General features: G+C 35.1%; 9 protein-coding genes. 3 read left to right on the top strand and 6 right to left on the bottom strand.

Annotated features, from left to right (window positions below):
* Window positions 1–12: 12 nt before the first annotated feature.
* The 6 genes from ABD859_RS20655 to ABD859_RS20680 all read right to left on the bottom strand — a co-directional run bounded on the left by ABD859_RS20655 (window position 13) and on the right by ABD859_RS20680 (window position 7,482).
* Complete coding sequence (locus tag ABD859_RS20655) at window positions 13–2,253, bottom strand: multicopper oxidase family protein (protein ID WP_345146572.1); 2,241 nt, start codon at window positions 2,251–2,253, stop codon at window positions 13–15.
* 9 nt (window positions 2,254–2,262) lie between these two features.
* Window positions 2,263–4,776 (bottom strand): heavy metal translocating P-type ATPase, encoded by a 2,514-nt coding sequence (locus ABD859_RS20660; protein ID WP_345146573.1) that lies wholly within the window; start codon window positions 4,774–4,776, stop codon window positions 2,263–2,265.
* 226 nt (window positions 4,777–5,002) lie between these two features.
* The gene (locus ABD859_RS20665; RefSeq protein ID WP_345146575.1) at window positions 5,003–5,521 is read right to left on the bottom strand and encodes a helix-turn-helix domain-containing protein; all 519 of its coding nucleotides are present in this window, start codon (window positions 5,519–5,521) and stop codon (window positions 5,003–5,005) included.
* A gap of 43 nt (window positions 5,522–5,564) precedes the next feature.
* Window positions 5,565–6,095: a DUF3347 domain-containing protein gene (locus ABD859_RS20670; protein ID WP_345146576.1), complete on the bottom strand. Its 531-nt coding sequence runs from the start codon at window positions 6,093–6,095 to the stop codon at window positions 5,565–5,567.
* 106 nt (window positions 6,096–6,201) lie between these two features.
* Complete coding sequence (locus tag ABD859_RS20675; RefSeq protein WP_345146578.1) at window positions 6,202–6,576, bottom strand: hypothetical protein; 375 nt, start codon at window positions 6,574–6,576, stop codon at window positions 6,202–6,204.
* 72 nt (window positions 6,577–6,648) lie between these two features.
* The gene (locus ABD859_RS20680) at window positions 6,649–7,482 is read right to left on the bottom strand and encodes an AraC family transcriptional regulator (RefSeq protein ID WP_345146579.1); all 834 of its coding nucleotides are present in this window, start codon (window positions 7,480–7,482) and stop codon (window positions 6,649–6,651) included.
* 103 nt (window positions 7,483–7,585) lie between these two features.
* Between ABD859_RS20680 and ABD859_RS20685 the strand changes: the two genes are divergently transcribed.
* The 3 genes from ABD859_RS20685 to ABD859_RS20695 all read left to right on the top strand — a co-directional run bounded on the left by ABD859_RS20685 (window position 7,586) and on the right by ABD859_RS20695 (window position 14,453).
* Window positions 7,586–8,752 carry an MFS transporter gene (locus ABD859_RS20685; protein WP_345146582.1) on the top strand — a complete coding sequence of 389 codons (1,167 nt, stop codon included), beginning with the start codon at window positions 7,586–7,588 and terminating at the stop codon, window positions 8,750–8,752.
* Window positions 8,753–9,378: 626 nt separating this feature from the next.
* A complete protein-coding gene (locus ABD859_RS20690) occupies window positions 9,379–12,621 on the top strand; it encodes a SusC/RagA family TonB-linked outer membrane protein (RefSeq protein ID WP_345146584.1) in 3,243 nt (1,080 codons plus the stop codon).
* 17 nt (window positions 12,622–12,638) lie between these two features.
* Window positions 12,639–14,453, top strand: coding sequence for a RagB/SusD family nutrient uptake outer membrane protein (locus ABD859_RS20695; protein ID WP_345146585.1), 1,815 nt, complete (start codon window positions 12,639–12,641; stop codon window positions 14,451–14,453).
* Window positions 14,454–14,481: the final 28 nt, after the last annotated feature.

Genomic DNA, 14,481 nt, shown 5'->3' on the forward strand with positions numbered 1-14,481 from the left:
ATCTACGCCCATTTAATAATTCAAATTCAAACCAAACCCAATTCCCATATCGCTGTCATAATGTGTTGTGATTCCAAAATTACGTCCCACAATATATTTTAATCCGGCCATATATTCTTTATCCGTATTCCACATTAAATTCATGCGAAGTCTTTGAGAAAGCGGAATGTCTTTTCGCTCAAACTGAATTCTCACATTTCCATCTGTATACATTTCGACCTGAGCTTTTACAAGCATTGGAAGCGTATACTCCATACCAACACTAAAAACAGAACGATTATCTTTGGTATTAGTCTGTCCAAACAGGTTTTTTTCCTGTTCATCCATTCCCATTTTTCTATATCTCCAGTCAAAACCAACAAAAGGCATAAACCATTGCATTTTACCAATATAACGTCCAATATGCGTTTCGGTTTCATAACCGTGTTTGTCGTTGTAACCCAAACGCCATTCTGTACCAATGCTCCAGCGTGTGTTGCTGTACATAGCTTCACCGTCATTTCCGTTTGAGGCGAAATCATTTTCGGCCATAAAATGAAACATGCGGTCATCCATTTTAAGCATTTTGTAAGCCATTTCGGGATGATGTATTAACGGATTTGGCGCTGAATTTTCGTAACTGAAAATACGTCCCATTCCGGCCATCATGTGATATAAAATATGACAGTGAAAAAACCAGTCGCCATCGGCATTAGCGGCAAACTCAATTGTATCGGTTTCCATTGGCATAATATCCAGAACATTTTTTAACGGAGAATATTCGCCATGTTCGTTTAAAACCCTGAAATCATGTCCATGCAAATGCATCGGGTGACGCATCATAGAACCATTGTACAAAGTAATGCGGACAATTTCTCCTTTTTTAATTAAAATTTTATCCGTTTCAGAAATCACTTTATTATTGAGACTCCAAACATATCGGTTCATATTTCCAGATAATTCAAAGCGAAGTTCTTTTACAGGCGCATCTTTTGGAAGAGTGGTTTTAAAAGGCGATTTCAGCATTCCGTAATTCAAAGTAACAATTTCCGGAGTTTCGGTGCTGTCATTTTCCATTTTCATTTCTTCCATATTATGATTCGAATGATCCATTGCAGGTTTTGAGTTTTCATCTTCTCCCGAAATTTCCGGATACATAACCGCATTCATGTCCATTTTGTTTAGAGACATATTCATGCCCATATCATTCATTTCACCGTTCATTTTCATCATGTCATTCATCATTTTCATACCTTCAAAATATTTTAATTTTGGAAGATGATGAACAGGTTGTTTTTCGCCTTTTCCTAAAAATAAAGATGCAGATCCGGTTCTGTCTTCGGCTGTAGCCAAAAATGCAAACGACTTTTTATCTTCGGGAATCGTTACAACAATATCATAAGTTTCAGAAACGGCAATAATTAATCGGTCAACTTCAACAGGTTCAACGTCGTTTCCGTCGCTGGCCACAACCGTTATTTTTCCTCCGCCGTAAGTAAGCCAGAAATAACTTGAAGCACCGCCGTTTGCAATTCGAAGTCTGACTTTGTCTCCGGCTTTAAACTGTGAAAGCTGATCTTCGTTTTTTCCGTTAATTAGAAACTTTTCATAATAAACATCACTCACATCCATAGCGTTCATGCGTTTCCACTCGTTAGTGACTTTTGTAGAAAACTGGCCTTGTTTAAGCGCTTCAAAATAACTTTGAGTAGTTCCTTTTTTTATTGCAAACCAATCACTCGCATTGTGAAGCATACGCTGAATGTTTTCTGGTTTCAAATCAGACCATTCACTTAAAATAACAGGAACTGTGGGCAGATCATCGATACCTTTTCTAAAAGTTGAATCATCTTTCTTTTTATTGATGATAAAAAGTCCGTATAAACCAATTTGTTCCTGTAAACCCGAATGGCTGTGATACCAATACGTCCCGTTTTGAATAATTGGAAAAGTATATTTATGTGTCGTTCCGGGTTTAATAGGCATTTGGGTCAAATATGGAACGCCGTCTTCTTTATTCGGCAGAAATAATCCGTGCCAGTGCATGGCTGTATCTTCATTTTTTAGTTCGTTATGCACATAAATTTCTACAGTGTCGCCTTCTGTAAAAGTCAGCGTTGGCATTGGGATTTGTCCGTTTACAGTAAGAGCGCGTTTTTCTTTTCCTGAAAAATTAACAATCGTGTCCCGAACATATAAATCGTAACGAACTACTTTTTGTGCTTTTGCACTAAAAGCAATCAGAAAAAGAATTAGAATAGCACGTAGTTTCATATTGATTTTTTAAAGGTTTAAATTTCGCAATCGCAGAGCATTTGCAATTACAGAAACTGAGCTTAAACTCATAGCCAGCGCGGCCAACATTGGCGAAAGCAAGATCCCGAATACAGGATATAAAATTCCTGCAGCAACAGGCACGCCTAAAACATTATAAATAAAGGCAAAAAATAAATTCTGCTTAATGTTTTTCATAACCGAAAAACTGAGTTTATGCGCTTTTACAATTCCGTTTAAATCTCCTTTTACAAGCGTAATTTTAGCACTTTCAATAGCAACATCAGTTCCGGTTCCCATTGCTATTCCAATATCGGCTTTTGCCAGAGCAGGAGCATCGTTGATTCCGTCGCCGGCCATAGCCACAACTTTTCCTTCTGCCTGCAGGCGTTCAATTTCTTTCAGCTTATCTTCAGGAAGACAATCGGCTTTAAAAGAACTTAAATGAAGCTGGTCTGCCACTGCTTTGGCTGTGTTTTTGTTATCTCCGGTAAGCATGATAACTTCAATACCCTGATCCATTAAATTTTTAATAGCTTTTGCGCTGGTTGTTTTTATGGCATCGGTAATGGTTACATAACCTACAGCTTTATTGTTTACAGCAATATAGGAAACGGTTTTACCCAGATTTTGCTCGGCAGTGATTTTGGTTTCTAAATCATCAGAAACCGAAACACCAATTTGATCCATGAGTTTTTTATTTCCTAAAGCAGTTTTAGCATTATTTACGGTTCCTAAAACACCTTTTCCTGCCACGGTTTCAAAATCAGGAACTTCACTTAAAGTTTGATTTTTATCTTTTGCATAATTTACAACGGCTTGTGCCAAAGGATGTTCGCTGTGCTGATTTAGCGATGCAATATTCTGAAGCAGAAAATCTTCGTTATGATCAAGAGCATAGATTTTTTCTACAGTTGGTTTTCCTTCTGTAATCGTTCCGGTTTTATCAGTAATTAAAACATCAATTTTGTTCATGTTTTCGAGCGCTTCGGCATTTTTTATTAAAATTCCGTGCTGTGCACCTTTTCCAACTCCTACCATAACTGACATAGGTGTCGCCAATCCTAAAGCACAGGGACATGCAATAATTAATACAGCAATGGCATTAATTAATCCGTAGATATAAGATGGTTCAGGACCAAATTTTGCCCAGATAATAAAGGTCAAAATTGAGATTCCAACAACAGTCGGCACAAAATATTTAGCTACACGATCTGCCAGTTTTTGAATTGGCGCTCTGGAACGGCTAGCATCGTTTACCATTTGAATAATCTGCGAAAGCAAGGTTTCTGAACCTACTTTTTCGGCGGTCATTACAAACGATTTTGTTCCGTTTATAGTTCCTGAAATGACATTGTCTCCTGTTTTTTTATCTGCCGGAATTGGTTCTCCGGTAATCATAGATTCATCAATACTGCTTTCTCCGGAAGTTATTTTTCCGTCAACCGGAATTTTTTCTCCGGGTTTTACCCGCAGTAAATCGCCTTTTTTAATGTTGTGAATTGAGATTACTTTATCTGTTCCATTTTCTACCAAAGTAGCTTCTGTTGGAGCCAGTTTTAATAATTCTTTAATGGCCCCGTTGGTTTGACCGTGTGCTCTGGCTTCGAGTAACTGACCTAATAAAACTAAAGTGGTAATTACGGTTGCGGCTTCAAAATATAAATGAATCGTTCCGTGATGTGATTTAAATTCTGCGGGGAATAAATCCGGAAAAAACATTCCGGCAATGCTGAAAAGAAATGCAACGCTGGTTCCTATTCCTATTAAGGTAAACATATTCAAATTCCACGTTGTAATAGATTTCCAGGCGCGTACAAAAAAGATCCATCCGGCATAAAACAAAACCGGAATTGAAAACAGAAACTGAACCCAGTTCCATTTTTCTATTGACATAATTCTAAAAAGCGGATTATCCGGAATCATTTCTGACATTGAAATAATGAAAATAGGAAGTGTAAATAAAACCGCAATTTTCATTTTTTTGACTAAATCCTGATACGTTTTATTTTCTTCTGTTTCTGAAGCCTGCATTGGAACCAGATCCATGCCGCAGATTGGACAGTCGCCGGGTTCGTTTGAAATTACTTCGGGATGCATTGGACACGTAAATTGTGTTCCCGTTGCAAGCTGAGGTACTAAGTCCATTCCGCAGACTGGGCAGTCTCCGGGTTTATTGTATGTTTTATCGCCTTCACAATGCATTGGGCAGTAATAAACTCCTGTTGCATTATGTGGTATTGCGGCTTTTTTTGCGTGATCGTGATGAGAATGTTCTTTTTTTGATGAACAGCATGATTTTACAGCGTTTTCTGCTGTTTTCATTTCAATAGTATAGTTTCCAGCGGCCGATAATGCTTCCTGAAGTTTTTCGGTTGCGACATGTTTGTCCATTGTAATTGTCGCTTCTCCCGGATTTAGATTTACTTCGGCGTGAATGCCTTCGATTTCATTCAAAGTTTTTTCGACTTTGGTTCGGCATCCGTTGCATGACATTCCTGAAATTATATATTGATGAGTCATTGTATTGGTTTTTAAGTATTACAATGCAAATTTCCGAAGTAAGTTTAACAACGGTTTGTATAATTTTAGGAATGATTTGTAATATTTACGAAGATGGTTTTTTAACCGCAAAGACGCTAGGTTTTTTTATATTCAAGTCTTTGTAAAAACGCAAGGTCCGCAAAGCTTTATACAAAAACTTTGCGAACCTTGCGTAAACCTTAGCGCTCTTTGCGGTTAAATCAAACTACAAATTCTCGATCTGAATTCGGGTTTTATCTTTTGACTGCTTGAATGAAGTAGGAGTAAAGCCGGTAATTTTTTTAAACTGATTGCTTAAATGCGCTACATTGCTGTAGTTTAAAAGATCAGCAATTTCACTTAATGAAAGTTCATTATAAATCAAAAGTTCTTTTACCTTTTCTATTTTCTGACTAATGAAGTATTTCTCGATCGTAGTGTTTTCAATTTCAGAAAAAAGATTACTCAGTGTGTTATAATCCTGATTTAGATTAGAAGCCAGATAATCAGATAAATTGATTTTGAGTTCGCTGTTTTTATGATGAACCAAGTCGACAATCAGATTTTTAATCTTTTCGATTGTTTTGCTTTTTTTATCATCCAGTAAATCAAAACCTAAATCCTGAAGGTTTTTAAGCAGTGTTTCTTTTTGATTTTCTGTTATTTCTTTTTCTAGCTCTACTTCGCCCAGTTCAACAGAAATAGTAGGAAGTCCGAGTTTTTCAAACTCAGACTTCACTACCATTTTGCAGCGGGCGCACACCATATTTTTGATGTAAAGCGTCATATTATTTAATGGTTTCAACCACGTTTCCGCAAGTAAGCATCGAAGAACCATAATACGGGTTCTTAACCGCTTTTTCTTTGCTTAACCAGTCAGCATCGGCCATTGGACAGTATTGTTTGTAAATTGGCTGATCCGGATTTGAAACCTTTATTAAATCGTAAGTGTTTTTAGATAATGATTTAAAAGTTTCACGTTGTTTTTTAATATCTGTATTTGATGAAATTGCTTTTGCATCTGCAGTTAATTTTTTAACGACTTTCATCCAAACGGTATGTTCTGTACTTTTTAATTTGTCCATTTTTACGGCACTAATTGCAGTTAATAAACTTGCTGCTTTTACCGAAGTGGTCTTAGCATCACTTTTAATTAAGGCATCTTTTACGGCAAAATAATTGTCAAAAACAGATTGTAATTCACCAGAAGCTAAAATGTCTTCTGCAGTAGTCTGTGATTTAATTGTGTTTGCTGTAATACTATTTACAGAAAATAATATTGCGATTGCTGCTAAAACAGCTGTTATTGAATTTTTCATTTTTATGTGTTTTTGTAAAAGAAAGAGCTTTCTTTTAAGTTGTTTTATAAATCCTGATGTGTAATAAATGTCAACAAAGCCCATTTATGGCTGTTAAGAAGCAGTTTTATATTTTAGGCGGACACCAAATAGTAGTAAAACCATCAGAAATATTGGTTTCGTTATAATAGGTAATAGGTTTTTCTACAGAGAAATTAAAGTTGTTTTGAAAACTAAAATCATTTGAAGCCGGAATACTTAATTGAAAAGATGAGGTCGTGCAATTGGTATGATCGCATTTTCCGCCGCAGTTGTGTTTTTTCTTTTTTGATGTTTTCTGGCAGCAGCTTTTTGTACAGCAGTCTTTTTCCTTTTTTTCTGCAGCCATTTCTTTTGCATGAGAACTTTTTTCAGAATGAGTGCTGCATGCATAGCCGGAAACCGGAATCAAAAGGAAACCAATCATTAGGAATAAAAATGCTATGTAGACTTTCTTTGTCAAAGGAAAAAATTGTTTGTTGTACAAATTTAGATAAAAATATTTAGGCGAAATGCTCTTTTAATATTTCCATAACTAAAGCTTTTTAAAATCAGTCGGCTTCATGTTTCTCTTCTTTTTAAAATAATTGGTCAAATGACTTTCATCTGTAAAACCAAATTCATAAGCAATTTGTTTAATCGGTAATTGATTGTTTTGAAATCTTTTTTCGATTAAAGTTGTTCTTAAATTATGAATATAATCCCGATAACTTATAGCAAAAGTTCTTTTAAAATAAGCGCTGAAATACGTTTGTGCAATATTAAAATGTTCTGCAATAACTTTTATCTGCACCAATTTAGGCTGATAAATATTTTGATGAATATAATTGGCAATCTGCTCATTGTCGATATGTGTAGAAGTCATTTGCAGATTCATACATCGAATGGTTTCTTTTATTAAACCAAAAATGGAAAGAATTTGATAGAAAACAATTGGCGAATTTGTTACATCTATATATTGGTCATATTTTGTAATGTTTTCAACTGTATTTTTAAGAATCGTTTTGCAGGGTTCTCCAAATTTTAAAACGGTTTCTTTCAGGATTTTATCGCGCATGAAGTTTTCGGGCGTATGAACCAGAAATTCGTCGCAGGTAAGGTTTTGTTTGGAGTTGAAATAATTATCAGTGAATTTGATAAAAATAAAACGCGTACTTTTTTTAATATCAAAATAATGTTCGTCATCAGGAGAAATCACAAACAAATCACCCGCTTTATAAGATAAAAGGTTGTTGTTAATGTGATGTACACCACTTCCTTTTTTAATATAGATGATTTCATAATACGTATGAGAATGTGGCGGAAGATGAAATTTTTCCTCTTCAAACTCATCTATAATAAGCGTTTTGAATTGATTTAATTTCGGCATAACATATATTTACAAATTTATGTCGCAAATATACAATTTATTTCTGCGGCATCGGTTATAAATTTGCATCGTAGAAAGTTAATTCCCTTTCTCTATTAATCTTATGAAAAAAAGTCTTATTGCATTGTCATTTGGAGGTTTAACAATCGGTATTACCGAATTTGTTATGATGGGCCTTCTTCCTGATATTGCCTCAGATATGAAAGTTAGTATTCCCGTTGCCGGATATTTAATTTCTGCTTATGCTTTAGGAGTTGTTATTGGTGCTCCTTTATTAGTAATACTTGGAAGAAATTTTCCGCCTAAAAAAATGCTTTTAATTTTAGCAGCAATGTTAACCGTTTTTAATGCACTTTCGATTATTGCTCCTACGTATAACTTTTTGTTTGCTTCAAGATTTCTATCCGGACTGCCTCACGGAGCCTTTTTTGGAGTTGGAGCTGTAGTGGCAAGTAGACTTGCTGATAAAGGAAAAGAAGCGCAGGCCATTGCGATTATGTTTTCAGGTCTTACATTGGCTAATTTAATTGGAGTTCCTATTGGTACTTATATTGGTCATAATTTTATATGGCGTCATACTTTTGTTTTAATTGCGATTGTTGGACTGCTTACCTTTTTGTTTATTTCATTATGGATGCCAAATTTGGAAAAAGGCGAGACAGTAAACATGAAAAAACAACTGGAGTTTTTTAAAAGAACTGAAGCCTGGCTGATTATAGGAATTACTGCAATTGGTTTTGGCGGATTGTTTGCCTGGATAAGCTACATTGCACCTTTATTAACTAATGTGTCAAAATTTGCAGAAGGCGATGTGTCGTATATTTTAATATTGGCTGGTCTTGGAATGGTAGTTGGAAATTTTGCCGGAGGTAAACTGGCCGATAAATATTCGCCGGCTCCAACAACGCTGACTTTGTTGTTTGTAATGTCGGTTGATTTGATTTTGGTTTATTTCTTTTCATCAAATCAATATGTTTCTTTGTTTTTGACATTTTTAACGGGAGCTATTTCTTTCTCGGTTATTGCGCCAATTCAAATGCTTATGATTCGTACCGCAAAAGGTGCAGAAATGATTGCTTCAGCATCGCTTCAGGGAAGTTTTAATATTGGAAATGCTTTAGGAGCTTTCCTTGGAGGTTTACCCTTAACAGCTGGATACAGCTATGCTTCTCCAAATCTTATTGGAGTGGGAATGTCGGTTATAGGAATGATTATTACCTTAACTTTAATTAAAATGCATAAAAGTAATCTGAAGCTTCAGAGCGCATAAAGAAGCTTACTAATTCATTTTAAAGAGCCCTTAGATAATTTCTAAGGGCTTTTTTGTGCTTATAAGTTACTTTTTGTAATTGTTTAGTCTTTAAACAGCTTTAAAAATACGTTCCATTTGCTGCTGCATAAATCAGTTGAAGATTATTTCGAAATAAAAACTTGTTAAAAAATAAGATAATCCTGCAAAGAAAACGTTTTCACAAGACTTTTTAAATGTTAAAAATACACTTAAAAGATTCTTAAAATGTAATCATGTAATCGATTGTTTTTTTTGAAAAATCGCAGCGAAATCTATTTTTATAATAATATAATTAATATTTATATATCGATAAAATTACATTTGTCGTATAAAAAAGCGGATTTATTTTTGATATATAATTTTATTTATGAATTTTTTATGAATTTAAATTTTTTATATAAAAAAAATATCTATGTTTGTGTAATCGATTACAACTTTAAAAAAAAGTTAAAAACAAGAATTGCTAACTAAGATTTTTGCTTTCATAAAATCTTGGAATATTCAGGAAGCAATACTTATAACTGAATTGATAAAATTGTAATTGAGACATACAAACTAAACCACAAAAAACCACTTTAAACAATTAGTAACTTAAACAATCAACCATGAATTTTAAAGATTTATTAAACAAAGGAGCAAATCGTTGCTTTGCAGTTGTTTTCTTATTGTGCTTACTGATGGGCAATCGAGCGCATGCTCAGACTGTAACATTGGAGGGAACTGTTAAAGATGCTGCAGGACTTTCTTTACCAGGGGTTAACGTACTGGAAAAAGGAACGAAAAACGGTACTTCTACAGATTTTGACGGGCGCTATAAGCTTAAACTCACAAATCCGAAGGCAGTTATCAGCTTTTCTTTTATAGGATTTACTACGAAAGAAGTTCCTGCTTCGGGAAAGACTAAACTTGATGTTTCCTTAAATGAAGATGCCAATAACTTAAATGAAGTAGTTGTAATTGGTTATGGTACTGCAAAAAAAGGAGATTTAACAGGAGCAGTTTCGACTATTTCTGGTAATGATCTTAAAAAAGTACCAGTAGCAAATGTTGCTGAAGCTTTAACTGGTAGAATAGCAGGTGTACAGGTGATGTCTGCAGAAGGTTCTCCGGATGCTGATATTAGAATTAGAGTTCGTGGAGGAGGATCTCTTACTCAGGATGCTTCACCTTTAATTATTGTGGATGGATTTCCGATTAACAGCATGAATGATATTTCTTCATCTGATATAGAAACAATGACAGTTTTAAAAGATGCTGCTTCGACTGCAATCTACGGATCTCGTGGTGCAAACGGTGTAATTTTGATTACAACTAAAAGTGGAAAAGACGGGAAAATAGCAGTAAATTTCAATATGTTCTACGGTATGAAAACTATGGCTAATGAAATTGATGTTTTGTCTCCTGAAGATTATACGAAATGGCAGTATGAATATGCGATGCTTTCTCAAACAGGAACAAAAGTACCATCAGATCCAAATTCATACACAAAATATTTTGGAAACTGGCAGGATCATGATATGTACAATGGTTTAAAAGGTAATGACTGGCAAAAACAGATTTTTGGACGCAGAGGAGAAGTACAAAGCCGTGATTTAGGAATTAGAGGAGGAACAGATAAGCTTAATTATAACTTTAATTATGCTCATTATGATGAAAAGGCTATTATGCTTGGATCAAACTACAAAAGAAACAACCTTGCATTGGCTTTAAAAAGTAAATTAAGCGATAAAATTGATGTTGGGTTTACAGTGCGTTATTCTGATACTGAAATTGATGGTGGAGGTGTAAATGAACAAAATGAAAAATCTTCATCAGATTCGCGTATGCGTACGATTGTTGGTTATGCGCCGATTCCGGTATCTGGTTTGACTTCTGATGATGTTTCCGGAGATGGAACAGATGTGTTAATAAATCCTTTAAAATCTATTTCAGATAATAATCGCCAGCAGTTTCGTAAAAACTTCAATATGTTGGGAAGTTTTGGTTGGGAACTGGTAGATAACTTAAAATTAAAAGTAGATTTTGGTTTAGATAACTACAACAGTTTAGATTATCGTTATTATGGACGTACTACTTACTATGTAGCGAATACTCCAGCCAGTACATTACAAGGTAAACCGGCTATGATTATTACTGATGGTAAAGAAAGACGTTTTAGAAATGCGAATACTTTGAATTATGATTTCAAAAAAATAATGGGTGAAAATCACCATTTGACGGCTCTTATAGGAGAAGAAAGTATTAATTACAAAGTAAATACTGTAACTTCTACTATTCATGGATATCCTTCTTTTTTCGATTTTAATCAGGCAAAATCATTAACATCACAAGGAACACCTCAGGCAGTTGATAATTATTATAACCCTGATGATAGATTATTGTCGTTTTTTGGACGTGCTAATTATGACTACAAAAATCGTTACATCTTGTCGGCTACATTTAGAGCAGACGGATCAAGCAAATTTTTATCACAAAATCGTTGGGGATACTTTCCAGCTTTTGCAGTAGGGTGGAAAATCTCTGAAGAAAGTTTCTTAAAAGGAAAATCATGGTTAGATCTTCTAAAATTAAGAGCTAGTTATGGTGAGGCAGGAAATAATAATATACCTGTAGGACAGCAGACTCAAATTTTCCAATCTATTCCAACTGCATGGATTAATGGGGTAACTAGTGTTTGGGCAATTCCAAAAACAATGCCTAACCCTGATTTGAAATGGGAAACAACAGTAACTCAAAACGTTGGTTTGGATTTTGGATTTTTCAAAAACCGTTTGAGTGGTAATTTTGATGTTTACAAAAACATTACAAGCGACTTATTAATTAATTTTCCTGTTCCGGGGTCTGGATATGAATATCAATACCGTAACATGGGAGAAACTCAAAATACAGGTTTTGAGGCTACAATTAATGTTGTGGCTATTGAAAAAGCTAAATACGGATTGAATTTCTCATTTAATATGGGAATGAACAAAAACCGCATTAACTCATTGGGAGTTATGAATAATTTTGGAGCAGCTACTGGCTGGGCGTCTTCTCAAATAGGTGATGATTATTTAATAGCAGTTGGTTCTTCTCTTGGAACAATGTACGGATACAAAAATGATGGAAGATACGAAGTCTCAGACTTTGATTATGTTGGAGGAAAATATGTTTTAAAAACAGGTGTAACTCCTACAGCTACTACTTTGGTTGGAGACGGAAGTTCTATTAAACCGGGAGATATGAAATTGAAAGATGTTAATGGAGATGGTAAAGTGGATCTTAGCGACAAAACAATTATTGGAAACTATAACCCTAAAAGCACAGGTGGTTTTGTTATCAATGGAAATGCGTATGGTTTCGACTTAATGGCTGCTTTTAACTGGAGTATTGGCAACGATGTATATAATGCTGATAAAATTGAATTTTCGACAGCTACAGCTTCAGGACAGTATAAAAACTTGAATTCGACTATGGCAGATGGAAAAAGATGGACAAATTTAGATCCTGTTTCTGGTCAGCTAGTAACAGATCCTGATGCTTTGGCAGCTCTTAATGCTAATACCACAATGTGGTCTCCATACATGAGAAATGCAATATTTACTGATTGGGCAGTAGAAGATGGATCGTTTTTAAGATTGAATACGCTGACATTAGGGTATACAACTCCAGAGATGTTTACATCTAAACTTGGAATTTCTAAATTGAGATTCTACATGACGGCAAGCAATGTTTTTGTTTGGACTAACTATTCGGGTTCTGATCCGGAAGTTTCAACAAAAAGAAAAAACCCGCTTACTCCAGGGGTTGATTCAAGTCCGTATCCAAGAAGCAGACAAATGGTTTTTGGTATGAATCTTAATTTCTAATTTTAAATTATCACAAAATGAAACATAAAATAATAATAGCTGGATTGATAATTTCAAGTCTATTTAGTTCTTGCCAGCAATTTGAAGACGACTATTTAGAAACAGAAGCACCATCGACATTAAAGCCTGAGCTGATTTTTTCTGATGCTGAACTTGCAAAAGGGGCTATTGATGGGATAAAAGTACCTTTTGCTGAGACGAACTCTTACAGAGGAAGATTTTTACCTTATTACGGATTAAATACAGACGTAGAATGGTATAACACTTCGCAGACTGCGGGTGATAAAGCTGATTTATGTGTTTATGATGCCAAAATAAATAATACCGAAATGAATACTGTTACTAATGCTTATGCTATGATGTATGCGGGTATTGAGCGTGCGAATGTTTGTATTCAAGGTATACGTCAATATGGTAATCCTTCACCAGGAACAGCAATGGGACAGTTATTAGGAGAGGCCTTAACATTAAGAGCTATTTACTATGCTGATTTGGTTAAAGCATGGGGAGATGTTCCAGCTCGTTTTGAGCCTATTACAACAGCAACTTTATATTTGCCTAAATCAAGCAGAGATATTATTTACAAACAATTAATTGCAGATTTAGGAGAAGCATCAACATTGGTTGCGTGGCCTAATGGAAGTTCTTATACCAGTACAGTAGAGCATGTAAACAGAGCTTTTGTAAAAGGATTTAGAGCACGTTTGGCTTTAGCTGCAAGCGGTTATCAGCAATATCCTGATGGAGTGAGAAGAAGTACCGATCCGGAACTTTCAGTTGCTGCGATGTATGCATTGGCATTAAAAGAATCTCGTGAAGTTATAGAAAGCGGTTCTGCACATTTAGAATCTACTTTTGAAGGATTATGGAGAAAATACAATCAGGAAAATACTACTGCCGGCGGTGAATCTCTTTGGGAACTTCCTTTTGCAGACGGTCGTGGACGTATGTTATTTACGTTTGCTGTGAAACATACTGCAGCAAGTGATCAATTTCAGGCAAATGGAGCTAACCGTGGTGGAACTGCAGGACCTTTACCATTTGTTTTTTACGATTATGATCAAAGTGATTCACGTAGAGATGTTACTTGTGTGCCTTACAAATGGGGTGCAGCTGTAGCAGGTAATCCTTATCCTGTTGCTAAACAAGAGTTAGGAACATTAGATACTTGGTATTTTGGGAAATACCGTTACGAATGGATGACACGAAGAGTTACTTCAGATAATGATGACGGAGTTAATAAAATGTACATGCGTTATGCTGAGGTTCTTCTTATTGCCGCTGAAACAGCAAACGAACTAGAAGGTCCGGGAGCAGCGATGCCTTACTTAAAAGAAGTTCGCAGAAGATCATTTGCTGCAGCAGATCAGGCTGTTAAAGTTGAAGCTTATGTTGATGGATTAACAAGCAAAGAAGCTATGTTTAATGCTTTGGTTAATGAAAATAAATATGAGTTTACTGGAGAAATGGAACGTAAACAAAATTTAATTCGCTGGAATCTTTTAAAAACAAAACTAGACGAAGCAAAACAAAAAATGGCAGATTTAGCTGCACGTTCAGGGGCTTATGCAGATGTGCCGGCAAATTTATACTATAAATATAAAGCAGATAATGTAAGCCTGGATGTTTATGGACTTAATCGTGGAGAAACTACAAATCCGGGAGCAGGATATACATTACTAGCCTGGACATGGACAGGAACAGCTGCAGATACTAAAATAAACTCACTGTACAAACCTGGAGTTAATCCTGATAACAGACAATTCTGGCCAATATGGCAGGTGTTTATTGATGGAAGTAATGGACAGTTAAAAAATGATTACGGTTATTAAAATCTTTAGAAATTAATAATAAATTATA

It is taken from the genome of Flavobacterium ginsengiterrae (assembly GCF_039539785.1).
Taxonomy (GTDB): Bacteria; Bacteroidota; Bacteroidia; order Flavobacteriales; family Flavobacteriaceae; genus Flavobacterium; species Flavobacterium ginsengiterrae.

Bases quoted from the DNA above. Each gene is read 5' to 3' on its own strand.
- ABD859_RS20655 (WP_345146572.1), bottom strand. From the start codon at position 2,253: ATGAAACTACGTGCTATTCTAATTCTTTTTCTGATTGCTTTTAGTGCA.
- ABD859_RS20660 (WP_345146573.1), bottom strand. From the start codon at position 4,776: ATGACTCATCAATATATAATTTCAGGAATGTCATGCAACGGATGCCGA.
- ABD859_RS20665 (WP_345146575.1), bottom strand. From the start codon at position 5,521: ATGGTAGTGAAGTCTGAGTTTGAAAAACTCGGACTTCCTACTATTTCT.
- ABD859_RS20670 (WP_345146576.1), bottom strand. From the start codon at position 6,095: ATGAAAAATTCAATAACAGCTGTTTTAGCAGCAATCGCAATATTATTT.
- ABD859_RS20680 (WP_345146579.1), bottom strand. From the start codon at position 7,482: ATGCCGAAATTAAATCAATTCAAAACGCTTATTATAGATGAGTTTGAA.
- ABD859_RS20685 (WP_345146582.1), top strand. From the start codon at position 7,586: ATGAAAAAAAGTCTTATTGCATTGTCATTTGGAGGTTTAACAATCGGT.
- ABD859_RS20690 (WP_345146584.1), top strand. From the start codon at position 9,379: ATGAATTTTAAAGATTTATTAAACAAAGGAGCAAATCGTTGCTTTGCA.
- ABD859_RS20695 (WP_345146585.1), top strand. From the start codon at position 12,639: ATGAAACATAAAATAATAATAGCTGGATTGATAATTTCAAGTCTATTT.